The sequence below is a fragment of the Mycobacterium sp. SMC-14 genome, assembly GCF_046250075.1.
GTDB lineage: Bacteria > Actinomycetota > Actinomycetes > Mycobacteriales > Mycobacteriaceae > Mycobacterium.
In genome coordinates, this window is sequence record NZ_CP176429.1 from 2,343,795 (window position 1) to 2,365,378 (window position 21,584).

19 protein-coding genes and 1 pseudogene are annotated in these 21,584 nt (G+C 65.6%); 12 read left to right on the forward strand and 8 right to left on the reverse strand.

Annotation, left to right across the window (positions count from 1 at the left end; all coding sequences use genetic code 11):
- Window positions 1–199 precede the first annotated feature (199 nt).
- The 6 genes and pseudogenes from ACKY0W_RS10955 (at window position 200) to ACKY0W_RS10980 (ending at window position 5,666) form a co-directional block, all read left to right on the forward strand.
- Window positions 200–916: a class I SAM-dependent methyltransferase gene (locus tag ACKY0W_RS10955; protein ID WP_409437562.1), complete on the forward strand. Its 717-nt coding sequence runs from the start codon at window positions 200–202 to the stop codon at window positions 914–916.
- Window positions 917–1,107: 191 nt separating this feature from the next.
- A complete protein-coding gene (locus tag ACKY0W_RS10960) occupies window positions 1,108–2,076 on the forward strand; it encodes an acyl-ACP desaturase (RefSeq protein ID WP_409437563.1) in 969 nt (322 codons plus the stop codon).
- 17 nt (window positions 2,077–2,093) lie between these two features.
- A pseudogene (locus tag ACKY0W_RS10965) lies at window positions 2,094–2,282 on the forward strand (NAD-dependent epimerase); the annotation flags it as partial.
- 476 nt (window positions 2,283–2,758) lie between these two features.
- Window positions 2,759–3,115: an ArsR/SmtB family transcription factor gene (locus ACKY0W_RS10970; RefSeq protein ID WP_409437564.1), complete on the forward strand. Its 357-nt coding sequence runs from the start codon at window positions 2,759–2,761 to the stop codon at window positions 3,113–3,115.
- A gap of 51 nt (window positions 3,116–3,166) precedes the next feature.
- Window positions 3,167–3,448, forward strand: coding sequence for a DUF1490 family protein (locus ACKY0W_RS10975; protein WP_409437565.1), 282 nt, complete (start codon window positions 3,167–3,169; stop codon window positions 3,446–3,448).
- 82 nt (window positions 3,449–3,530) lie between these two features.
- Window positions 3,531–5,666, forward strand: coding sequence for a heavy metal translocating P-type ATPase (locus ACKY0W_RS10980; protein ID WP_409437732.1), 2,136 nt, complete (start codon window positions 3,531–3,533; stop codon window positions 5,664–5,666).
- On the opposite strand, the gene ACKY0W_RS10985 is transcribed toward ACKY0W_RS10980, so the two are convergent.
- Window positions 5,663–6,871, reverse strand: coding sequence for an oxygenase MpaB family protein (locus tag ACKY0W_RS10985; RefSeq protein WP_409437566.1), 1,209 nt, complete (start codon window positions 6,869–6,871; stop codon window positions 5,663–5,665). The two genes, ACKY0W_RS10980 and ACKY0W_RS10985, sit on opposite strands and share 4 nt — an antisense overlap.
- Before the next feature lie 56 nt (window positions 6,872–6,927).
- Between ACKY0W_RS10985 and ACKY0W_RS10990 the strand changes: the two genes are divergently transcribed.
- Window positions 6,928–7,557, forward strand: coding sequence for a TetR/AcrR family transcriptional regulator (locus ACKY0W_RS10990; RefSeq protein WP_409437567.1), 630 nt, complete (start codon window positions 6,928–6,930; stop codon window positions 7,555–7,557).
- A 140-nt stretch (window positions 7,558–7,697) separates the two neighbouring features.
- On the forward strand, window positions 7,698–8,522 hold the full coding sequence (locus tag ACKY0W_RS10995) for an SDR family oxidoreductase (RefSeq protein ID WP_409437733.1): 825 nt from the start codon (window positions 7,698–7,700) through the stop codon (window positions 8,520–8,522).
- Here ACKY0W_RS10995 and ACKY0W_RS11000 read toward each other — a convergent pair.
- The gene (locus ACKY0W_RS11000) at window positions 8,447–9,307 is read right to left on the reverse strand and encodes an enoyl-CoA hydratase/isomerase family protein (RefSeq protein ID WP_409437734.1); all 861 of its coding nucleotides are present in this window, start codon (window positions 9,305–9,307) and stop codon (window positions 8,447–8,449) included. The two genes, ACKY0W_RS10995 and ACKY0W_RS11000, sit on opposite strands and share 76 nt — an antisense overlap.
- On the reverse strand, window positions 9,304–9,939 hold the full coding sequence (locus tag ACKY0W_RS11005) for a hypothetical protein (RefSeq protein WP_409437568.1): 636 nt from the start codon (window positions 9,937–9,939) through the stop codon (window positions 9,304–9,306). The genes ACKY0W_RS11000 and ACKY0W_RS11005 overlap by 4 nt, the downstream gene beginning before the upstream one ends.
- Window positions 9,940–10,139: 200 nt before the next feature.
- Here ACKY0W_RS11005 and ACKY0W_RS11010 point away from each other — a divergent pair, with 200 nt between their 5' ends.
- The 3 genes from ACKY0W_RS11010 (at window position 10,140) to ACKY0W_RS11020 (ending at window position 14,530) form a co-directional block, all read left to right on the forward strand.
- Window positions 10,140–10,472 carry a DUF732 domain-containing protein gene (locus ACKY0W_RS11010; RefSeq protein WP_409437569.1) on the forward strand — a complete coding sequence of 111 codons (333 nt, stop codon included), beginning with the start codon at window positions 10,140–10,142 and terminating at the stop codon, window positions 10,470–10,472.
- A gap of 83 nt (window positions 10,473–10,555) precedes the next feature.
- On the forward strand, window positions 10,556–13,354 hold the full coding sequence (locus ACKY0W_RS11015; protein WP_409437570.1) for an aconitate hydratase: 2,799 nt from the start codon (window positions 10,556–10,558) through the stop codon (window positions 13,352–13,354).
- A gap of 126 nt (window positions 13,355–13,480) precedes the next feature.
- Entirely contained in the window at window positions 13,481–14,530 is a 1,050-nt protein-coding gene (locus ACKY0W_RS11020; RefSeq protein WP_409437571.1) for a tellurite resistance/C4-dicarboxylate transporter family protein, read from the forward strand.
- Here the strand turns inward: ACKY0W_RS11020 and ACKY0W_RS11025 are convergent.
- The gene (locus ACKY0W_RS11025; RefSeq protein WP_409437572.1) at window positions 14,527–16,005 is read right to left on the reverse strand and encodes a DUF222 domain-containing protein; all 1,479 of its coding nucleotides are present in this window, start codon (window positions 16,003–16,005) and stop codon (window positions 14,527–14,529) included. The two genes, ACKY0W_RS11020 and ACKY0W_RS11025, sit on opposite strands and share 4 nt — an antisense overlap.
- 198 nt (window positions 16,006–16,203) lie before the next feature.
- On the opposite strand from ACKY0W_RS11025, the gene ACKY0W_RS11030 reads away from it, so the two are divergent.
- Window positions 16,204–17,388 carry an ISL3 family transposase gene (locus ACKY0W_RS11030; RefSeq protein WP_409434498.1) on the forward strand — a complete coding sequence of 395 codons (1,185 nt, stop codon included), beginning with the start codon at window positions 16,204–16,206 and terminating at the stop codon, window positions 17,386–17,388.
- A 56-nt stretch (window positions 17,389–17,444) separates the two neighbouring features.
- Here the strand turns inward: ACKY0W_RS11030 and ACKY0W_RS11035 are convergent, their stop codons facing one another.
- From ACKY0W_RS11035 to ACKY0W_RS11050, 4 genes are read right to left on the reverse strand one after another with little or no spacing between them, the layout of a single operon-like run.
- Window positions 17,445–18,509 carry an ABC transporter ATP-binding protein gene (locus tag ACKY0W_RS11035; RefSeq protein ID WP_409437573.1) on the reverse strand — a complete coding sequence of 355 codons (1,065 nt, stop codon included), beginning with the start codon at window positions 18,507–18,509 and terminating at the stop codon, window positions 17,445–17,447.
- 13 nt (window positions 18,510–18,522) lie between these two features.
- Complete coding sequence (locus ACKY0W_RS11040; protein ID WP_409437574.1) at window positions 18,523–19,362, reverse strand: carbohydrate ABC transporter permease; 840 nt, start codon at window positions 19,360–19,362, stop codon at window positions 18,523–18,525.
- Entirely contained in the window at window positions 19,359–20,243 is an 885-nt protein-coding gene (locus ACKY0W_RS11045; RefSeq protein ID WP_409437575.1) for a carbohydrate ABC transporter permease, read from the reverse strand. The genes ACKY0W_RS11040 and ACKY0W_RS11045 overlap by 4 nt, the downstream gene beginning before the upstream one ends.
- Window positions 20,240–21,580, reverse strand: a complete 1,341-nt coding sequence (locus tag ACKY0W_RS11050) for an ABC transporter substrate-binding protein (protein ID WP_409437576.1) — start codon at window positions 21,578–21,580, stop codon at window positions 20,240–20,242. Before ACKY0W_RS11050 ends, ACKY0W_RS11045 begins: the two co-directional genes overlap by 4 nt.
- Between the last annotated feature and the right edge of the window lie 4 nt (window positions 21,581–21,584).

Sequence of the window (21,584 nt, forward strand, 5' to 3'; positions counted from 1 at the left end):
GTCCGAAATCGGTTCTCCAAGTGGCGAATCAGCTGTAACCAGAATCGCTTGAGCGGGCTGCCGCTACGCTCGGCCGGATGAGAATGGGCACCGGCTGAGGGGCGCTCGGGCGCACGCTGGCCTACTCTGATTGGCCTACCGACGTTGACGAGTTGGGCATGGCATGAGCACTTACGACCGTACTGGAGCCGCCTACTCGGTGACCCGTGTCGCCGACCCCCATATCGCCGCAGCCATCGACGAGGCCTTGCGTGGCGCGGCATCGGTGGCGAACATCGGTGCCGGAACCGGTTCCTACGAGACCGCATCCACCGTTGTGGCCGTCGAACCCAGTCGGGTGATGATCAACCAACGGTCCTCGATGGGCGCTCCGGCGGTTCAGGCAGCCGCTGAGAACCTACCTATCCGGACGGGCGCCGTCGATGCCGCGATGGCTCTGCTGACGGTTCATCACTGGACCGACCTCGCGGCCGGCCTGGCGGAGATGATTCGAATCGCGCGTCGCCGCGTAGTCGTATTCACGTGGGATCATGCCATTTTTGGTCAGTTCTGGCTGTTGCGCGAATATCTTCCGGCTGCCGCGGAGACCGATGCCCGGATGGCTGTCCCGATGGACATGTTGATCGAACGCCTTGGTGGGGACCGAGTCGCCGTCGTGCCCGTACCCGTGCCGCGTGACTGTCGGGATGGGTTCGGAGGGGCCTACTGGTGCCGCCCGGAGTTGTACCTCGATGCTGCCGTGCAGAACGGAATGTCGTTATTTGCGCTGACACCGAAAAATCAACTGCAGGAAGGCTTGTCTCGCCTGCGCGCTGATGTCGCAACTGGCGCCTGGCAGCGGCGACACACCGAACTGCTCCGATCGACACAACTTGACCTGGGATACCGACTCCTGGTTGTCGACGTCGCCGAATGACATTGCGGCGCCTCCCCCTGTGGGCAAGATCACGACAACATCACGTGATGTATTGGCGCGACTGCGGATCCCACTGATGTTCTGCCTGTGATTTTGGCCCAACTGGTCTGTCGGCGTCGGCCTGCAGTGCCCAGGCGGGGTATGGTTCGTCCGGCTGGGGGGCCATCTCGAGAGCCGTACAGGGGGATGCGATGTCGAGGCAGTTGACCGATCTGGAGATACTTCGCGAGTTGGAGCCGGTTGCGGCAACCAACGTGAATCGGCACGAACTGGTGGCGACCGCGTGGAATCCCCATGACTATGTGCCTTGGGAACGCGGCCGCGATTTCGCGCGGATCGGTGGCCTCGACTGGTCGCCGGAACAGTCGCAACTCAGCGACGTCGCGAAGGCAGCGATGATCACCAACCTGCTTACCGAGGACAATTTGCCGTCCTATCACCGTCAGGCGGCCAAGTACTTTTCCGGCGATGGTGCCTGGGCGGCGTGGGTGGGCCGGTGGACCGCCGAGGAAAACCGCCATGGCATAGTGATCCGCGACTATCTCCTGGTGACCCGTGGGGTCGACCCGGTGGCGCTGGAACAGGCACGAATGCAGCACGTGAGCAACGGCTTCGGGGCCACCGCTGAGGAGGAGTCGCAACACAAGACCGACTTCCTGCTGTCGGTCGCCTATGTGACCTTTCAGGAATTGGCCACGCGTATCAGTCACCGCAACACCGGCAAGGTGTGCAATGACCCGGTTGCCGACCGGATGCTGCAGCGCGTCGCCGCCGACGAGAACCTGCACATGATCTTCTACCGCAACATGTGCGGTGCAGCATTGGATCTGGTTCCTGATCAAGCACTGGAAGCGGTCTCCGACGTCGTGGAGAACTTCCGGATGCCCGGCCAGGGTATGCCGAACTTTCGGCGCAACGGGGTGTTGATGGCTAAACACGGGATCTATGACCCGCGGCAGCATCTGGACGAAGTCGTGCGGCCGAATCTGCGCAAGTGGCGGATCTTCGAGCGCGATGATTTCACCTGGCGCGGAGAACAGCGCCGGGAACAGCTTGCCACGTACCTCGAAAGTCTTGAGCGCCATGTGATCAGGTTCGAGGAACAACGCGACCGTCGTCTGGCCCGGGACGCACGCAACCAGGAGGCGAAAGCCGGTTAGGCCCCGGTAGCCGGGATGTCGGTGTCAGGCCATGGATCACCGGGCCGGGTCGGCTGGCCCTGCTGCTCGGTGATCGCACCACGTCGATGACCAGATCACTGCGTGTCAGCAACGCACGCTTTCGCCAGGCCACCGGTTGGGCGCCACGCTATCGAAGTCTGCGAGAAGGCTATCGAGCCATGGCTGCCACCGCTGGGGGCAGTTGACCGCCATGGCCGCTTGACCCGCCGCTAGCCGCGTGGTGGCGGCGCTACCGGCTGGCACGCATTGACTGCCGGATTCCACCAGTTACCTGGGCCGCAGTTCGGCGGTGCGGTGGGTTGGCACGCATTGGCTCCCGGGTTCCACCAGTTACCTGGGCCGCAATCAGGGGGCTGAGCCACGGCCACGCCAGGCGATGCCGCTGCCACGTACGACAGGGGCGCCAAAGCAATCGCGACGGCGCATGTCATGCGGCGTAGGAACACGTTCATCGGTCCCTCCTTCGGAAGTGCCCAGACCCTCAGTCTGGGTGTCGATCTACTAGCACTACCCCTTCCGGCGGTCTCGCAATCACAGGCGCGAAACAGTATGTCGCGGTGATGAAGTGATGCACCGGGTGTGTCCCCTGAGACCGCTTGTGGGATTCGCCGAATCGGCCAGCTGTTGATAATAGGTCAGTTGCTACTGTACTGTTCAGCAAATGCTGACGTGTGAGATGCGAGAGTCGGCCCTTGCGAGGCTCGGTCGAGCGTTGGCTGATCCCACGCGATGCCGAATCCTGGTGGCTCTCCTGGACGGTGTCGCCTATCCCGGCCAGCTGGCATCGCATCTGGGGCTGACGCGGTCGAACGTTTCCAACCACCTGTCGTGTCTGCGCGGATGCGGTCTGGTGATCGCAACGTATGAAGGTCGCCAAGTTCGCTACGGGTTGGCGGACCCGCATCTGGCACGCGCGTTGGGTGAGCTGGTTCAGGTGGTTCTGGCAGTCGACACCGACGAACCCTGCATCGACGACTGCGTGACCTCCAGGGCAGTCGACGTAGCGGCTGAAGGATAGCCGGACGGTCCGAGCTGTCTTGGCATAAAACAACAATGAGGAGATGTCGCAGTGGTTCCGCAGGCATTATTGGTCAAAGCGGCCGAAACGGTGGTCACCGGTCTGGTCGGGGTGAGCGCCTTTGAATTGCTACGCAGGGCGGCGGGTGAGGCTCCGGTTCACCGCGCCGCGGTAACCGCCACGGAGTGGGGGCTGCGTGGCACCCGACGAGCCGAGGTGGCGGCCGAGGCGGCCCGGCTGAGAGTCGCTGATGTGGTCGCAGAAGCTCGCGACCGCCTCGGTGAAGAGGCTCCGCTGCCGGTCGCCACCGCTGAAAGCGACGACTGCTGCTGAACTGAAAGGGCTCAGGGTGACCGCAGCTATCTGCGCCGATCGAGAACACGCACCGGTCGTCATCTCCGCTGCCGCCGGCCGAATGCGAGTTCAGACCAGCAGCTTTCGCAATGGCCCCCTGACGGCTGTGGCGATTGAGGACGCGGTGTCTCAAGTGCCTGGGGTACGTGCGGTGCATGCCTATCCACGCACCGCATCGGTGGTGATCTGGTATTCAGTCGAGCAATGCGACCGCCCAGCAATACTGTCGGCTATCGTCACCGCCCAGCGAACCCCGGCAGCATCTGTGCCCGCCCGGGCCCCTCGACAGCTGGTGAACGACAACTGTTGCGATCGCGACGCCAATGGACCCGAACCGCACCAGCTTTGGGACGTCGTGAAGGTGCGGCGGGCAGCGCTGTCGGGAGCACTGCTGACGGCCTCGGCGATCAGCGCTTGGGTCACTCCCCTGGGCCCGATTGCCTTAGGACTCAAAGTCACTGCGCTGGCAGTAGGGGCCTCGACATTTGCGCCTTCCAGCCTCAGGCGTCTGGCGCAGGGCCGTATCGGCGTGGGCTCGCTGATGACCATCGCCGCGGCCGGGGCAGTCGGTCTGGGGAAGGTCGGCGAGGCCGCGGCGCTGGCGTTCTTGTTCTCGATCAGCGAGGGATTGGAAGAATACGCGGTGGCTCGCACCCGCCGCGGCCTGCGTGCGCTGCTCTCGCTGGTCCCGGAGCAGGCCACCGTCGTGCGCTCCGACACTGAAATGGTGGTGGCCGCACGTGAGCTTCGGGTCGGTGATCTGATGATCGTCAAACCCGGCGAGCGACTGGCCACTGACGGCATCATCGTTGCCGGCCGCACTGCGCTCGACGTGTCCGCGATTACCGGCGAGTCCGTTCCGGTCGAGGCCGGCTGTGGCGACGAGGTGTTTGCCGGATCGATCAACGGCAGCGGCGTCTTGCAGGTTCAGGTCACCGCGACTGCCGAGAACAACTCACTGGCGCGCATCGTGCAGATCGTGGAAGCTGAGCAAGCCCGCAAGGGCGCGAGTCAGCGGCTGGCCGACCGCATTGCGCGACCATTGGTGCCCAGCATCATGATTGGTGGAGGGCTGATCGCCGGCGCAGGCAGCATCCTGGGCAGCCCGGCGGTATGGATCGAGCGCGCACTGGTTGTGCTGGTGGCGGCGTCGCCCTGTGCGCTCGCCATCGCGGTACCGGTGACTGTGGTGGCGGCTATCGGCGCGGCAGCCAAGATCGGTGTCCTGATCAAGGGCGGAGCCGCGCTCGAAGCCCTCGGCACCATCGGCGGGATCGCCCTGGACAAGACGGGAACATTGACAGCGAACCGGCCCATCGTTGTCGAAGTCGCCACGGCCAACGGCGCTTCCAGAGACGACGTGCTCGCGGTAGCCGCTGCACTGGAAGCGCGCAGTGAACATCCGCTGGCGGCAGCGATTCTCGCCACGTGGGAACCGGGCGGGCCCGTCGCCAGCGATGTGCAGGCCTTCCCTGGGACCGGGCTGACTGGCACTCTGGATGGCCACGCCGTTCGCCTGGGCCGGCCTGGCTGGCTCGAGGCGGGCGAACTCGCGGAACAGGTGGCACGTATGCAAAAGGGCGGGGCCACTGCTGTTCTGGTCGAACGCGATGACCAGCTATTGGGTGCTATCGCTGTGCGCGACGAACTGCGCCCTGAGGCCGCCGAGGTCATCTCCGCGCTACACGACGGCGGCTACCGGGTATCGATGCTCACAGGCGACAACCACGCCACTGCCGCGGCGCTGGCTGATCAAGCCGGAATTGGGTGTGTTTTCGCCGAACTGCGACCCGAAGACAAAGCCCGCTTGATCGCACAAATGCGTGCCGAGCGCCCGACCGCGATGGTCGGTGACGGCGTCAACGACGCTCCGGCCCTGGCCGCCGCGGACCTGGGAATCGCGATGGGCGCCATGGGAACCGATGTCGCCATTGAGACCGCCGATGTTGCCCTGATGGGCCAAGACTTGCGCCATCTCCCCCACGCACTGCGCCATGCCCGCCGCTCCCGACAGATCATGCTGCAAAACGTCGGTCTGTCTCTGGGCATCATCACGGTCCTGATGCCGCTCGCAGTCTTCGGGACCCTCGGGCTGACCGCAGTGGTAGTGGTTCACGAGCTCGCCGAAGTCGTCGTCATTGCCAATGGTGTGCGTGCCGGACGCATTGGTCCCGCCCCGCTGGGCGCGCTTCCCTAGACGGCGTGCACCGCCGCAGGATGATCGCCGCTGTCCGGCGCGGCATCTACCAAGTCGTGGTGCACCCCGTAGCGCTGCCGTTGCTCGGCCATCAGGCGCGGATAGTTGGTCAAGGCGCGCCGAGTCCGTAGTTCGTTGATACCAGGAATGCGCGCCAGTACTTGGTTGACCCCGCCGACGGCCGGGCCGATCAGCCGCGGAAGGTATTTGAACGGTGTGTCCGCCACGCCGAGCCGGCTGGCGTCGGCATCACCGAGAAATGCCCGAGTCATGCCGTTGATGATGCTCACGCCCACCCGGTGCTTCCAGGTGCCGCCGAACGGCATGAGCTCGGCGATCTCGCACGCCAGATAGTCGTGTGTCAACGCGCGCACGAAGTCACGGTCTCCGTCATCGGGCTCCACCGCGGTCAGCGCATACAGCTCGGCGATACGGACCTGATCGGCTTCGGTGGCCGGATTCAGTTCGTCCGTAACGCCGTTGAGCTGGCCGACATAGCGCCAGAAGTGGTAGATGTCATCGAGTTCGGCTCGCGTATAACGAACGCCCAGTTGGTGCATCGCCGCCAGGGCGATCCGACCGAACTCGACGATGGTGAACGCCATGTAGCTCTGCGGAATGGGTGCACCCCACGCGTCGCTGTCCCAATCTCCTTCGGTCAGCAGGTGACGCCGGACGAACGCGTGAATCATCCGGACCCGCAACGTCGTCGCCAACCCGGCGCCGTCGCGCCGCAGTCCGCCGGGACTCAGGATCTCCTCGAGCCAAGCGCCGACCTCGATCGACCGCACCGCCGCCTGGCTGGTGTAGCGACCGGTCAGCACCAGCGGCATCCCGGCGACGGCATTCATGGCACCGGCCGTCAACGAGGCCGCACCCAAGACGATGCCGTAGGACGCGGTGTGGCGCACGATATGCCCCGCCGCGCGATCCAGGCGGTCGTGGTCAAGCCAGGCAGGCTCGTGGTCGACCTCGGCGAACAAGGCCCGCAGCGACTCCGGCGGCGACTCGACAGCGTCGATGCCGTGCTGGACCGCGATCCGCAGCATGGCCATCCCCGCGCCGCGAGGCAACGTGGCGAAGTCGGCGACGACGGCGTCGGCCAACGGATCACCGATCTGCGTCCCGGCGATCCAATCGCGGCCAGCCTGGCCGTATCGCACGACGGCCAGATCGGCATTGGGGGTATTGGGCACATTTGCCATACAAATATGGAAACATGAGAATACCTCACTTACTACTCACTTTCATAGGGGGTGCCATGCCCACGCAGGCACGGTCGCGGCCGCAGCAGCAGCGAGCCCGCGAGATGCGCAGCCGCCTGCTCGAGACCGCCCGTCAGCTGATCGCGCGCCGCGGTGTGGAATCGCTGACCACGCAGACCATCGCCGACGCCGCGCACGTCAGTATCGGCACTGTCTATCGGTACTTTCCGGACCGCGCCGCCATCATCGCCGAGTTGGTGGATGCCGCGACCCGCGATATCTCGTTCCAGCTGGTGCGCAGCGTCGGACAGGCCATCGACCTCGAGGTGGATCAAGCGGCCCTGTTGGTGATCGACACCCTGACGACCGCCTACGAGCAGCACGCCCCGATCCTGCTGGCGGCGCTGACATCCTCATCTTTCGACCTGCCGCCCTACCTCAACCACACTGCGATGGATGAGATCGAACGCAGCCTGCTGCCGCTGGGCAGCGTGATCCCGAGCAGATCCCGTCCGGACCTGTCGCCCGCCGAGTTGGACGATCTGGTGTTCGTGACCATGGGCGTGACGTCGAGCGCCTGCCTGCGCATCGCATTGCAGCGGCCCGCGACCGCGGATCGCGACGCGATGGTCCGGCTGACCGCGACCATGCTGGCCGCCGCGCTCAAGGCCCCTGGGGTTGCCTGACCAGCTTTACAAATATGCCTTGAACTGTCACGCTTGCGGCCGGACGTGGGGTGGCCGAATCCAATCGAAAGATCCGCTACTCCCCCGCATCGACGACGAGGAGTCAGCAGGTGGCAGGCACCGAATTCTCCGGCCGCACCATGGTGGTGTCCGGCGCAAGCCGCGGTATCGGGCTGGCCATCGGACTGGGTGCGGCACGACTGGGAGCCAACGTCGTGCTGCTGGCTAAGACTGCCGAGCCGCATCCACGTCTGCCCGGCACCGTGCACACCGCGGCCACCGAGATCGAGGAAGCCGGCGGTAAGGCTCTGGCGGTCGTGGGCGACGTGCGCAGCGAAGAGGACGTGCAGCGCGCCGTCGACGCCGCGGTGGACAGGTTCGGCGGAATCGACATCTGCGTCAACAACGCCAGCTCCATTGCGACCGACCCGTCAGAACATCTGTCCGCCAAGAAGTTTGACCTCATGCAAGACATCAATGTGCGCGGGACCTTCCTGCTGACCAGAGCGTGCCTACCGTACCTACGGCGGTCGCCGGCACCGCACGTGCTGACGATCGCTCCCCCGATCAACATGAACCCGTACTGGTTGGGCGTGCACCCGTCCTACACGCTGTCCAAATACGGAATGACATTGTTGACGCTGGGCTGGGCCGCCGAATACGCCGACGCCGGAATCGCCAGCAACTGCCTGTGGCCGGAGACCTACATCGCGACCTCCGCGGTGGCCAACTCCCCCGACGGCGGCGACCTACTGGAGAAGTCCCGCAGCCCGCGGATCATGGCGGATGCCGCCGTTGAGATTCTGCGGCGCCCGGCCTCCCAGGCCACCGGCCAGTGCTACATCGACGCCGACGTGCTGGCGGAGGCCGGCGTGACGGACCTCGCCAGCTACGGGGGTGGACCAGAGCCGCTGATGGACTTCTTCGTCGACCGGCCGCTGGGCGCCGGGGCCGCGGCTTCCTGAGCTGTTGCTCCCCAGCGCGGGGCGCGGCGCTGGAGATACGCCTGGACGCCTTCGCGCGCCTCAGGGCTCCCCATCACCTGGTGATGGAGTTGGGTTTCCAGATCGGCGACCTGCCGCGGGGCGTAGCCGTTGATCACGGTGTCCCACAGCAACCGCTTGCTCAGCGCCGCCGACGTGGGTGCCACGTTGACGGCGATGTCGCGGGCGACCGAGAGCGCATGGTCGAGGACTTCGGCGGCAGGCAGGCAGCGGCTGGCGATGCCCATCTGGGCGGCCTCGCGCCCGTCGAACGTGCGCCCGGTCAGCAGTACGTCGGCGGCGACGGCGGTGCCCGCCAGCCGGGGCAGCGTCCAATGCGCCATGCAATCCGGAACGACACCACGGCGGACTTGCGGCACGGCGTATTTCGCGTCCGCGGCCATGATCCGGATGTCGGTCTGCAAGGCGATGGTCAGCCCGATCCCGATTGCATGACCATTGACCGCGGCAATGACCGGTGTGCTCAACTCAAATGCTGCCGGGTTGATCGGCGATGCGGTGAACGCGCCGGCGTCCTCGGGCGCATCGAATGGACTTGCCGGTGAAGACAGGTCGGCTCCGGCGCAGAACGCGTCGCCCGCACCGGTCAGAACGATCGCGCGAATCGCGTCGTCAGCGTCGCAGTCGCGGTAGGCCTGGCTCAGTAGCCGCCCCATCAACGCGGTGTAGGCGTTGCGGGCCTGTGGCCGATTCAGCGTGAGCAGCGCGACGCCGTCGGTGACGCTGACCGTCAGGTCGGTCGTCAGCGCAGGTAAACCTCGCTGCCGCTGGGGTACCCGCCGCCGGTGGTGGTGACGTGGACGTGGTCGTAGTGGCCGTAGCCGCCGCGCTGGGCCCCGCCGCCGGGCGTGTAGTAGACGCCGCGCCAGATGGCGTCCTGCAGGCCGAACCGGCCGGCGTTCTCCATCACATAGGCCACGATCGAATCTCCGAGCGCGATGCCCTCGGCGCTGCCCGGATTGGGCACCATCACATCGAGCGCCAGCCCGTTGGGGTGCCAGCGCAGCGCGTCGGCCCGTACGCCACCGATCTGCATGATCTGGGGAAAGGCGTCGCTGATGCTGCGAGCGGCCTGGATCGTTCGGACCTGCAGGCCCCGTTCCGGGGCGACTCCCGCGGGCAGAAACCGCGGTACGGCCCGCGTTCGTGATGCCACGGCGAACCGCGCGGGCGGGCCCGCTTCCGGGTTCGCAACAGGTGCGGCCACCAGCTGCAAACCGCCTGGTGAATTGTCTTCAGCAACCACCGCAATGGTTTCTTTCGGCACCGCGGGATTGGCGCTGCCGCCTACAGCAAAGAACAATGCCGCTGGTGCGAGGACTGCGGCCATCAATACCGATGACCGTTTGCGCTGGCTGGCTAACTCGTGTCGGCCCACGGAGAGACACAATACGAGAAATTTGGCTAATAGTCACAAATTTATAAACCTCATAAATTCCTTATGTCTTGCTCGTCACATTCGATTCGGCGACGGGTGCCACATTTCGCGCGATTCGCGCAGGTGAGCGGGGCGGTGCCCCTGACCTCCCTCGCCGGCAAAGGAAGACCACCTAAGCAGATGGGTCTACACTGCATCTCATGAAATCGACGACCCTCGCCGCAGCGGTCTTGGGCTTGGCCGTGGCCCTGGCAGCACCCGCCCACGCCGACCCCGACACCGATTTCGCCCGAGAACTGCACACCTACGGCATCTACGGCCCGCGGGACTACAACGCCTGGCTGGGCAAGATCGTGTGCGAGCGGTTGGACAAGGGCGTCGACGGTGACGCGGCCAAGTCGGTCCGCTTCATCACCCCCAATCTGCAGAAGGGCACCAACCAGGCGCAGGCCTGGCAGTTCCTCGGCGCCTCGGTCAACACCTACTGCCCGGACAAGCGGCCGGTGCTGGAGCGCGCGGCACAGCGAGGCTGATTGAGGGCCTTCTCCCCCTGGTCCCGGCGGTGAACCGGACCTAGGGTCGGTGATAACCGATCCGACCGGTGGGAGGGCCCGCAATGGCCGCAGACAGCAACCTCGACAGCTTCGGAACCCGGGGCCGACTCAGCGTCGACGACACCACATACGAGATCCGGCGGCTAGATCCCGTCGATGGCTCGGCGAGACTGCCCTACAGTCTCAAGGTTCTGCTGGAGAACCTGCTACGCAACGAAGACGGCCGGCTGGTGACGGCCGAGCAGGTCAGCGCGATGGCCGCCTGGGACCCGAGCGCCGCGCACGGCCGCGAGATCGCCTACACGCCGGCGCGGGTGTTGATGCAGGACTTCACCGGAGTGCCGTGTGTGGTCGACCTGGTCGCGATGCGCGACGCGATCGCCGAGCTGGGTGGCAAGACCACCCGCATCAACCCGCTGTGCCCCACCGAGCTGGTGATCGATCACTCGGTGATCGCCGACGTCTTCGGCCGCACCGACGCGTTCGCGATCAACGCCGAGCTGGAGTTCGAGCGCAATGCCGAGCGCTATCAGTTGCTGCGCTGGGGCCAACAGGCTTTCGATGACTTCTCGGTGGTTCCGCCCGACACCGGCATCTGCCACCAGGTGAACCTGGAGTACCTGGCGCGGGTGGTATTCACTCGCGACAGCGCCGAAGGACCGCTGGCTTACCCGGACACCCTGGTCGGCACCGACTCGCACACCCCGATGGTCAACGGCCTCGGAGTCCTGGGTTGGGGTGTGGGCGGGATCGAGGCGGAAGCGGCCATGCTCGGTCAACCGATGAGCATGCTGATCCCACCGGTGGTCGGACTGAAACTGTCCGGCGAACTGCAGCCCGGCACCACCGCCACCGACCTGGTCCTCACCGTCGCCGAGCTGCTGCGCGCCACCGGGGTGGTCGGCAAGTTCGTCGAGTTCTTCGGCCCTGGCGTGGCCAATGTCCCGCTGGCGAATCGGGCCACGATCGGCAATATGAGCCCGGAGTACGGGGCCACCTGCGCGATCTTCCCGGTCGACAACGTCACCTGCGACTATCTGCGCCTGACCGGCCGCTCCGAGCATCAGATCAAGCTGGTGGAGGCCTACACCAAAGAGCAGGGCATGTGGCATGACCCAGATCGCGAACCGGCCTATTCGCAGACGCTGGAACTGGATCTGAGCAGTGTTGAGCCGTCGATCGCCGGCCCCAAACGCCCACAGGACCGCATTCCGCTGCGGTTGGCCCCGCACACCGTCGCTGCGCTGCTCGACGGCGCCGAAACCACCGCTGAGGCACTGTCGGACCTCGACAAGGCGTCGGCGGCTTCGTTCCCGGCCAGCGACCCAATCGCGTTCGGTGAATCGCAATCCGAAGGCAAGCCGCGGGAGCCGTGGGACGGTGGCGACAAGCTCCCCTGGCGGACCGATGCCAAGCCGATCGAACTCGCCGACGGCACCCGCACCGAGATCGACAACGGTGACGTGGTGATCGCCGCGATCACCTCGTGCACCAACACTTCGAACCCTTCGGTGATGGTCGGCGCGGCACTGCTGGCGCGCAACGCCGTCGACAAGGGGCTGTCGCGTAAGCCGTGGGTGAAGACCACCCTGGCGCCCGGGTCGCGGGTGGTCACCGACTATTACGAGCGGGCGGGCCTGACCCCCTACCTGGACAAGCTCGGTTTCAACCTGGTCGGCTACGGCTGCACCACCTGCATCGGCAATTCAGGACCGCTGATCCCCGAGGTGAGCAAGGCCGTCATCGACAACGACCTGACCGTGTGCTCGGTGCTGTCGGGAAACCGCAACTTCGAGGGGCGCATCCACCCCGAGGTCCGAATGAACTTCCTGGCCTCCCCGCCCTTGGTGGTCGCCTACGCTCTGGCCGGAACACTGCGTGTCAACCTGCTCACCGATCCGCTGGGCACCGGCAGTGACGGGGAACCGGTGTATCTGCGCGACATCTGGCCCACCACCGACGAGATTGCCGCCGTGGTCGACGACAACCTGCAGGCCGAGATGTTCACCACCAGCTACGCCGACGTTTTCACCGGCGACGACCGCTGGCGTTCCCTGGACGTCCCCGACACCGACACCTTCTCCTGGGCACCGGATTCCACCTACGTGCGCCAGCCGCCGTACTTCGACGGCATGACCCGCGACCCGGCGCCGCTCACCGACATCACCGGCGCCCGGGTCCTGGCCAAGCTCGGTGACTCGGTCACCACCGACCACATCAGCCCGGCCGGGTCCATCCGCTACGACTCGCCCGCCGGAAAATACCTGTCGGAGCATGGAATCGAGCGCAAGGACTTCAACTCCTACGGCTCGCGGCGAGGCAACCACGAGGTGATGATCCGCGGAACCTTCGCCAATGTGCGGCTGCGCAACGAATTGGCGCCCGGTACCGAAGGGGGCTTCACCCGCGACTTCACGCGGGCCGACGGCCCGGTCAGCACCATCTACGACGCGTCGGTGAACTACCTCGAAGCCGGGACTCCACTGGTGATTCTGGCCGGTAAGGAATACGGATCCGGCTCCTCGCGCGACTGGGCCGCCAAGGGCACCGTGCTGCTCGGCGTGCGGGCGGTGCTGGCGGTGTCCTACGAGCGCATCCACCGATCCAACCTGATCGGCATGGGGGTCCTCCCCCTGCAGTTCCCCGGCGGCGACGACGCGGACTCGCTGGGCCTGACCGGCGAGGAGACGTTCGACATCACCGGCGTGACCGCACTGGCCGACGACATCCCCGACACAGTGCACGTAAAGGCCGGCGACATCGAATTCGATGCGACGGTACGCATCGATACTCCTGGCGAGGCCGACTACTACCGGCACGGCGGCATCATGCAATACGTACTGCGCCAATTGCTCGACTGATCTTGGTAACCGGCAGCGTAGAGATCGTTGTTGGTTGTTGGTAACCCACCATCGACAGACCGGCCCAGTGGTATACCAGGACACGATTTCGGTGCGCGATGCGAAGGGCTGAGACCGGTGGGCGTAGTGGCGACGGGGCAGACGACCGGGGCTCGCGAAGCGGTGCGCACGCTCAATCCCGGCTATTTCGCGCTGGTGATGGCCAGCGGCATGGTGTCGACAGCGATGTACCACCAGAAATCCCAGTGGGTTTCGGTGCTGCTGCTGTGGGTGACGGTGATCTCCTACCTGGTGTTGATCGTGGTGTCGACAGTGCGCGTCACCTGCTTTCGTCGCGAGTTCCTGGCTGATCTCTACGATTCCGGCCGCGCCTTCGGCCTGTTCACGTTCGTCTCCGCCACCAACGTGCTGGGAGCCCGGCTGGTGATCGACGGGCACAGCAGTATCGCGGCCGGCCTGCTGGTGGTCAGCACGCTGGCCTGGCTGGTGCTGGGTTATCTGATTCCGTGGACTGCGGTGCTAGGGACCGCGGAGCGGCCGGTGGTGCGCCGGGCCAACGGCACCTGGTTCATCTGGGTGGTGGCCAGCCAGTCCATCGCGGTGTTGGCCGCCGTGCTCGAGGTCGAGGTGTCCGAGCCGTGGCGCCAAAGCCTGGCGTTGCTCGCGGTGGTTTCCTGGTCGATCGGCGTGTTCCTCTACGGCGCCGCCGGAATCTTCGTGGCCCTGCGACTGCTGCTCTACCCGCTGCTTCCCGAAGACCTCGTCCCGCAGTACTGGGTGGCGATGGGCGCCACCGCGATCACCGTGCTGGCCGGTGCTCACATCGTCGAGATGGCCGAAGCGCCGATGGTGCACGCCACACGCGGTCTGATCGCTGGAACGTCGGTCGTGTTCTGGGCGTTCGGCACCTGGCTGATCCCGCCGATGATCGCCGCCGGCGTGTGGCGCCACGTTGTGCACCGCATTTCACTGCGCTACGAAGCGCCCTGGTGGAGTGTGATCTTCCCACTGGGCATGTACGGGGTGGGCAGCCACTACCTGGGACAGGCCGACCATCTGCCGATCGTCTATTACATCGGTTCGATCGAAAGCTGGATCGCGCTGGGCGCGTGGACTATCGCGTTCGTCCTCATGCTGCATCACCTGGCGGTCACGCTGCGCCCAACGGCGCGCTAAAACGGGGGTGGGTCGTTGGCGGCGGCGATTCGTCTGGCGTGTTCGGCGGCGGCGGCTTCGATCGCCGCGGCGGCGATGCGTTCCTGATTGTGGCTGCGTTCCAGCCAGACGCGGTAGGCCCGATCCTGAGCCCGGGTACGCCGGCGGGTGGGCATCATCACTCCGCGACTACCGGTCGGTGACCACTCGGGCAGATCCAGCTCGCCGGTGGGGTTGGCCAACTGCGGGAAGTATAGGGCACCACCGGGTTTGGTGACGTAGGTGTGCCCGGTGGGCGCGGTCCAGATCACCGTGCCATCGGGTTCTTGGCGGTCCTGCCACCCATTGGGACCGACCCAGAAAGTCTTCAAAAGATGGTGAAGCCGGCACAGCAACTTCAGATTGCTCGGATGTGTAGGCCCGAGCGGCCATGGCACGGTGTGGTCGATGTCGGCGACCTCGGCGGGGCGACCGCACCCGGGAAACCGACACGTGAGATCACGGCAGCGGATGAAATCCGCCAGCGCAGTCGAGGGACGGTACCCCGATTCCGGCGCTGCATCCCGCGGATGACGGATCGTCCGCAGTTTTGCGGACTTGGCGATGGTGCGCACCGCCTTCGCCTGCAGGCCACCGAACCCGGGAACGAATCCCGGCTTGTCCGAATCGCCGTCGAGCGTGGCCCGCTCGGCCATCACATGGATCATCACCACACCCACCGAGGCATCGCCGGTGGCAGCGGGACAATCCGGCAAACCGCATTCGCAGGTCATGGCGCCCGCACCCGCCGTCAGCGCCGAGAGGGCATCGGCGCGGCGCTCCGCTTTGGTGCGGGGATCGGAGCGGCAGACGGTGGCGGCCAGTTCGGTGAGCCGCTGATCGAACGCCAACGCATCAGGGGTGCGAACATCACCGAAGATCGCAGCCAGGCCGGAATGTTGTGGCGAGATCCCAATGTGGCGGGTGTCATCCATAGTGCGGGCTTCGCGCACCGCGGCCGGTTCCACCACCTGCACCCAGTAGTCGACCGCTTCGACGATCCGGTTCCTCGACCATTTGCCCCACCGGGGCGCATTGCGCTCCAGCCACCGGTCCATCCGCGGGATCGCATCCGGATCGAGCATCAACTCGGTGCGATGCACCACCGCGGCCACCACCTGGTAATCGACCACACCCGCCGCAAACAACGCCTCCAGCTTCGGCAACCGCTCAGCCAAGGCCACACCCAGCCGCAACTGCCCCGCCGCCCGCCCCCGGCTGATGCCTTGAGCCGCAGCGATTTCCGCGGCCACTGCCTCCCAGCCATCGATCGCCCAGATCTCCCGAGCGGCTGCCTGCTGCTCGGCCAATCTGCGGTGATACAACTCCGCCCCTGCCGCGAATACCCGCGCCAGAAAAGCCGCCTGCAGACGCGCGGCCCCCTGCATCGCGTCGACCAGACCCGCGTCGTCACGCGCGCGGATGCCCTCCAGCGAAGGAAGAGCGGTATCGAACATACATGGCGCTCCTAGGGTTCTAGTGGGCGCCTTTTCCCTGCTCAGGGCGATATTGGTCTGCGCTGCAATAGGATTTGACGGTTCGTCGGTGAAATGAGGGACGCGCACGCGGTGCGCCTCTAGGTTTCGGGGTTACCACACCAACCTCAACCGCAAGGAACGATCCGCGTGCGCGTCAGTACTGCATTTAACCGCCTATTGCAGATTCCCGGAGCCACGGTCACCGATGTCGCCATCGACGGCGGTGAGATCGAGGTCAGCCTGCGCCCAAAGGCCAGGCTGCTGCGCTGCCCATGCGGCAAACACTCACGGTCCATTTATGACCGCCGGCGCCGGCGCTGGCGCCATCTGGATTTGGCTCGATCACAGCTGTGGCTGGTCTACGAGATTCGCCGCATCGACTGCCCAGACTGCGGGGTGATCACCGAAGAACTGCCCTGGGCCCGTCCCGGCGCGCGTCATACCCGCGACTTCGAGGACATGGTGCTCTGGCTGGCCCAACGCACCGACCGCACCTCGGTGGCCACGTTAATGCGCTGCGCCTGGGAAACCGTCACCGCGATCATCACCCGCGGCGTGGCCGAGCTGCTTGATCAGCGCCGCCTGCAGACGCTCTACCGCATCGGGGTCGACGAGATCTGCTACCGCCACCCCCACCGATACCTGACCATCATCGGCGACCACGACACCGGAACCGTCGTCGACATCCAACCCGGCCGCAGCGAGCAATCACTGACCAACTTCTATGCCGCCCAGACGGATTGCTCACTGGCACAGATCGAAGCCGTCAGCATGGACGTCTCAGCCGCCTACACCGCCGCCACCACCGCAGCGGTCCCACACGCGACCATCTGCTACGACGGCTTCCACATCATGCAATGGGTCAACCGTGCCCTGGACCGCGTCTTCGCCGAATCGATCCGCCTACCCGGGTACGCCACAGCGGACTGGAAAGCCGCCCGATGGGCGCTGCGTACCGGCGAGAACAAACTCAACGACGAAAAACGCGCCCTGGTCAACCAGATCGCACGCACCAACCGTCGTATAGGCCGAGCCTGGACCCTCAAAGAACAAGCGCGCGACCTCTACCGCTACGACCACGAACCCGGTGTCGCCCGCAGATTGCTCAAAGCCTGGATCACCGCAGCCAAGCGTTCCCGCATCCCCGCGTTCGTCGCGCTGGGAAAACGCTTCGAGGCTTACTTCGAACCCATTCTGGCCGCGATCGAACTCGGCATCAGCAACGCCCTCATCGAAGGCATCAACGCCAAGATCCGACTCATCAACGCCCGCGGCTACGGACACCACTCCGCCCAAACCCTGAGCTCAATGATCTACCTCTGCCTCGGCGGCCTACACCCCAAACTCCCCACACAAACCTGAGGAGTCGCACATACATTCGATTATACGCGAATCCACTGACGTTCGGAGGGCCGTTATCACCCGAGCCGGGCGCCGTCGGCGCCGAAGAAGTGCAGATCGGTTGTGTCGAAGCCCAGTGACAGCCGGGCGCCGCGGCGTACCTCGGTGTTGCCGGGAACCCGGGCGACCACTGATTGCGAGGTCTGCGGGTCAACCGTCGTGCCGTACAGGTAGGTGTCGGCGCCAAGTTCTTCGACGAAATCCACCTCGATCCCGATCCCGGGACCGGCGATCTGCAGGTGTTCGGGTCGAATGCCGACGACCAGTTGCGTTGCCGCTGAAGATAGTTCGCTCGGTACGTCGATGTGATGGCCGCCCAGCGAGACCGCGCCGTCGACGGTGGTGACCGTGAACAGGTTCATCGCCGGCGATCCGATGAATCCGGCGACGAACACGTTGGCCGGGGTCCGGTAGAGCTCGCGCGGCGGCGCGCATTGCTGCAGTACCCCGTCACGCAATACAGCGACCCGATCGCCCATCGTCATGGCCTCCACCTGATCGTGGGTGACATAGACGGTGGTGATCCCCAGCCGTCGCTGCAGTTCGGCGATCTGATTGCGGGTCTGCACCCGCAGCATGGCGTCCAGGTTCGACAGTGGCTCGTCCATCAAGAAGACCTGCGGCCGTCGCACGATCGCGCGGCCCATCGCGACTCGTTGGCGTTCACCGCCGGAGAGATCCTTGGGTTTGCGCCCCAAAAGTTCTGCCAGGCCCAGCAGTTGGGCGGCTTCGGCCACCCGGGCGCGGATCTCGGCCTTGGGCGTTTTGGCGACCTTGAGGGCGAAACCCATGTTCTGCGCCACGGTCATGTGCGGATACAGGGCGTAGTTCTGGAACACCATCGCGATGTCGCGATGGCCGGGGTCGGTTGCGGTGACGTCGCGATCGCCGATGTAGATCTGACCCGCGTCAACGGGTTCCAGGCCGGCCAGCATACGCAGCGTCGTCGTCTTGCCGCACCCGGACGGCCCGACCAGCACCATGAACTCACCGTCTTCGACCGTGAGATTCAACGCGTCGAGGGCGGGGCGGTCGGTACCCGGATAGCGTCGGGTCACCGCGTTGAAGGTCACTGAAGCCACTGCGTTCTCCTGACTACCGTCCACCGAAGCCCGTGGCCGCGATCCCACTGACGAAGGCCCGCTGGGCGATCGCGTAGATCACCACCAGCGGGGCCAGCATCAGCATGGATGCCGCCATCAGCACCGGCCATTCGGCGACATACTCGCCCTGCATCCACACCAACCCGAGGGTCAAGGTGGCGATGCCCTTGCGCTGAATCATCAGCAGCGGCCACAAGAAGTCATTCCAGACGTTGATCCAGGTCAGCACCGCCAGCACCATCACCGCGGGTTTGGCGTGCGGCAACAGAATCCGCCGATAGATCGTCCACGGTGAGCAGCCGTCCAAGATCGCGGCCTCCTCCAGATCGACAGGCAGGGTGGCGAAGAACTGCCGCATCAGATAGGTGCCGAACGCGCTGCCGAACAACCCGGGGATGATCATCGCCCACACGGTGTCGGTCCACCCGAACACGCGCATCAAGATGAACTGCGGGATCACCGTGACCGTCAATGGGACCATCAGCGTCGCCAGATAGAGCACGAAGAGGGTGTCACGGCCGGTGAAGGGCAGCCGGGCGAAGGCATAGCCGGCCAGCGAACAGAAGAACACCTGTCCGGCCGTCACACAACCGGCGTAGAGGACGGTGTTGAACAGCATCCGCCAGAACGGCATTCGGGCGAACACCTCGAGGTAGTTCGACCACTGCGGATGGGCCGGCAACAACATCGGTTGGCTGATCTCGGCCTGGCGCTTCAGGGAGCCCGACAGCGCCCACAGGATCGGGAACAACGCGCAGGCGGCGACGGCGCCCAACCCGGCGTAGACGCCCAGCAACCCTGCGATGCGGGGCCGCACCGGTGGGCGGCTCACTGGTCCACCGCATTCCGTCGCGACAAGCGCAGTTGGACGACGGTCAGGACCAGCAGTACGGCAAACATCACCCAGGCCAGCGCGGACGCGTACCCGAAGTCCAGGAAGGCAAAGGCCTGCTGGAACAACATGATGGCCAACACGTAGGTGCCGGTCTCAGGCCCGCCGCTGCTGCCGGTGAGCACGTAGACCAGATCGAAGGCCTGGAATGCGTTGATCACCGAGATCACCACCACGAACCACACCGCCCCGCGGATCATCGGCACCGTGATCGACACGAAGCGCCGCACCTCCCCCGCGCCGTCGATGCGCGCCGCCTCGTGCAATGAGTCGGGCACGCCCTGGATGGCCGCCAACAGGATCACCGTCGCAAACGGCACGCTCTTCCAGATGCTCACCAGACACAACGAGGCCATCGCCCAGTGCGGTTCGGTCAGCCACGGCACCGGTGCGACGCCGAACCAGCTGAGCATGATGTTGAGCAGTCCGCTGTCGGTGTTGAACACGAACTGCCACACCACCGCGATCACCACCGAGGACACCGCCAACGGGAGAAAGGCGATCGCCCGAAACAGGCCGATACCCTTGATCTTCCGGTTCAGCAGGCCCGCCACCGCCAGACTGATTAGCACAGTGGGGATCACGGTGCCGAGGGTGAACACCGTCGTGTTGCGCACCGCAATGCCGAACAGCGGGTCACCGGTGAACAGGTCGCGGTAGTTGGTTGCGCCGACAAACGTCGGCGCAGTGAACAGATCCCACCGCTGGAAGCTCATGTAGAGCGAGAAGGCCAGCGGGAACGCCATGAACACTGCCACCGCCGCCAGGTTTGGGGCGATGAACCAGCGTCCTGCGCGTGCTCGTCTGTGGGTGGGGTTCATGCGGTGGCCAGCACTTCGTCGATCTGAGGCGTAAGCCCTCGTTTCAGAGAAGTCGCGGGCCGCTTGCCGCGCAGGACCGGCCCGATGGCACGGTCCATCAGGGCGTGGACTTTCTGCCAGTCCGGGGAGATCGGCAGGCCTTCGGAATGCGCCGGGCCGCCGGTCAGCACCGCAAGGTTGCGGATTCCGGTGTGGGCGGCGGTGAATCCGGGTGAGTCGATCGCCGATCGCAGCACCGGTACGAACAGCCCGGACTCCCCGATCAGCGACTGCCCTACCGGCCCCGCCGCGAATTTGACGAATTCCCAGGCCTGTTCCCGGTGGCGACTGTCGGCGGCGATGGCCAGACCGGTGCTGCCGATGGCGGATCGGCCCGCGATGCCCTTGGCCGCGGCAGCCGGACCGGTCGGCAGCACCGCCACGTCGAAATCCAGGTCGTCGGCTTGAGCGAAGGTCTGGTAGCGCCAGTGCCCGCCGAGCGCCATCGCCGCGTTGCCCGCGGTGAACAGGCCCATGGTGGAGATCGACTGGGTGTCCGCGGCGGCGGGCGCCACGCGATACACGTTGGATAAATCCGCGTAGAACTGGATCCCGGCGAGGAAGTCGTCGTCGTCGAAGTTCAGGTGAGTCGGGTTGACGCGTGGCACCGCCCAGGGCACTCCGTTGTTCATGCCGAATAGCGCTGCGGAGTACGGCGGCGACCAGGTGTCGACGAAGCCCCACTGGGTGACTCGGCCATTACCGGACCGTTGGGTGAGTGCGGCAGCGGTGGTCAAGAACTCGTCGAACGTCCAGGGCGTGTCCCAGCGGCCCGGCGGTGGCGGCACACCCGCCTCGGCGAAGATCCTGGTGTTGTAGAACAGGAACGCGCCCGACCACTGCTCCGGGAACGCGTACTGGCCGCCGTTGAAGCCGAACGTCTCATACAGCGCGGGGATGCTGTCGGCGCGCAACGCCGCCGCGAACTGCCGATCCCGATCCAGCAGGGTGTTCAGGTCTGCCAGCACGCCGCGGTCGGCGAGTCCGGCGTAGTTGAACTCCCAGGCCATCAGCACATCCGGGCATTTCCCACCGGCGCAGAACGTCGACATCTGCTGGGTCGGGTCGCCGCCGGCCAGGATCGTCCGCACTCGGATATCGGGGTGCTCGTGCTGGAATGCGTTGACGATCCGCATCCGGGCGTCGGCCTCTTCGGGGTTGGCCGCGAAAAAGAAGGTCAGTGCGTCGTCGTCGCTGCCGCAGGCCGACGTCGCGGGCAGCAGCGCTGCGGCCCCGATCGCTCCGGCGCCGCGCAGCAGGCTGCGTCGCGTGAGCGATCGTGCACCGGAGGGGGGCACTCTC

Coding starts and splice junctions, on each gene's coding strand:
- ACKY0W_RS10960 (WP_409437563.1), top strand. CDS start 1,108: ATGTCGAGGCAGTTGACCGATCTGGAGATACTTCGCGAGTTGGAGCCG.
- ACKY0W_RS11045 (WP_409437575.1), bottom strand. CDS start 20,243: ATGAACCCCACCCACAGACGAGCACGCGCAGGACGCTGGTTCATCGCC.
- ACKY0W_RS10970 (WP_409437564.1), top strand. CDS start 2,759: ATGCTGACGTGTGAGATGCGAGAGTCGGCCCTTGCGAGGCTCGGTCGA.
- ACKY0W_RS11025 (WP_409437572.1), bottom strand. CDS start 16,005: ATGTTCGATACCGCTCTTCCTTCGCTGGAGGGCATCCGCGCGCGTGAC.
- ACKY0W_RS10990 (WP_409437567.1), top strand. CDS start 6,928: ATGCCCACGCAGGCACGGTCGCGGCCGCAGCAGCAGCGAGCCCGCGAG.
- ACKY0W_RS10980 (WP_409437732.1), top strand. CDS start 3,531: ATGCGAGTTCAGACCAGCAGCTTTCGCAATGGCCCCCTGACGGCTGTG.
- ACKY0W_RS11015 (WP_409437570.1), top strand. CDS start 10,556: ATGGCCGCAGACAGCAACCTCGACAGCTTCGGAACCCGGGGCCGACTC.
- ACKY0W_RS10995 (WP_409437733.1), top strand. CDS start 7,698: ATGGTGGTGTCCGGCGCAAGCCGCGGTATCGGGCTGGCCATCGGACTG.
- ACKY0W_RS11010 (WP_409437569.1), top strand. CDS start 10,140: ATGAAATCGACGACCCTCGCCGCAGCGGTCTTGGGCTTGGCCGTGGCC.
- ACKY0W_RS10985 (WP_409437566.1), bottom strand. CDS start 6,871: ATGGCAAATGTGCCCAATACCCCCAATGCCGATCTGGCCGTCGTGCGA.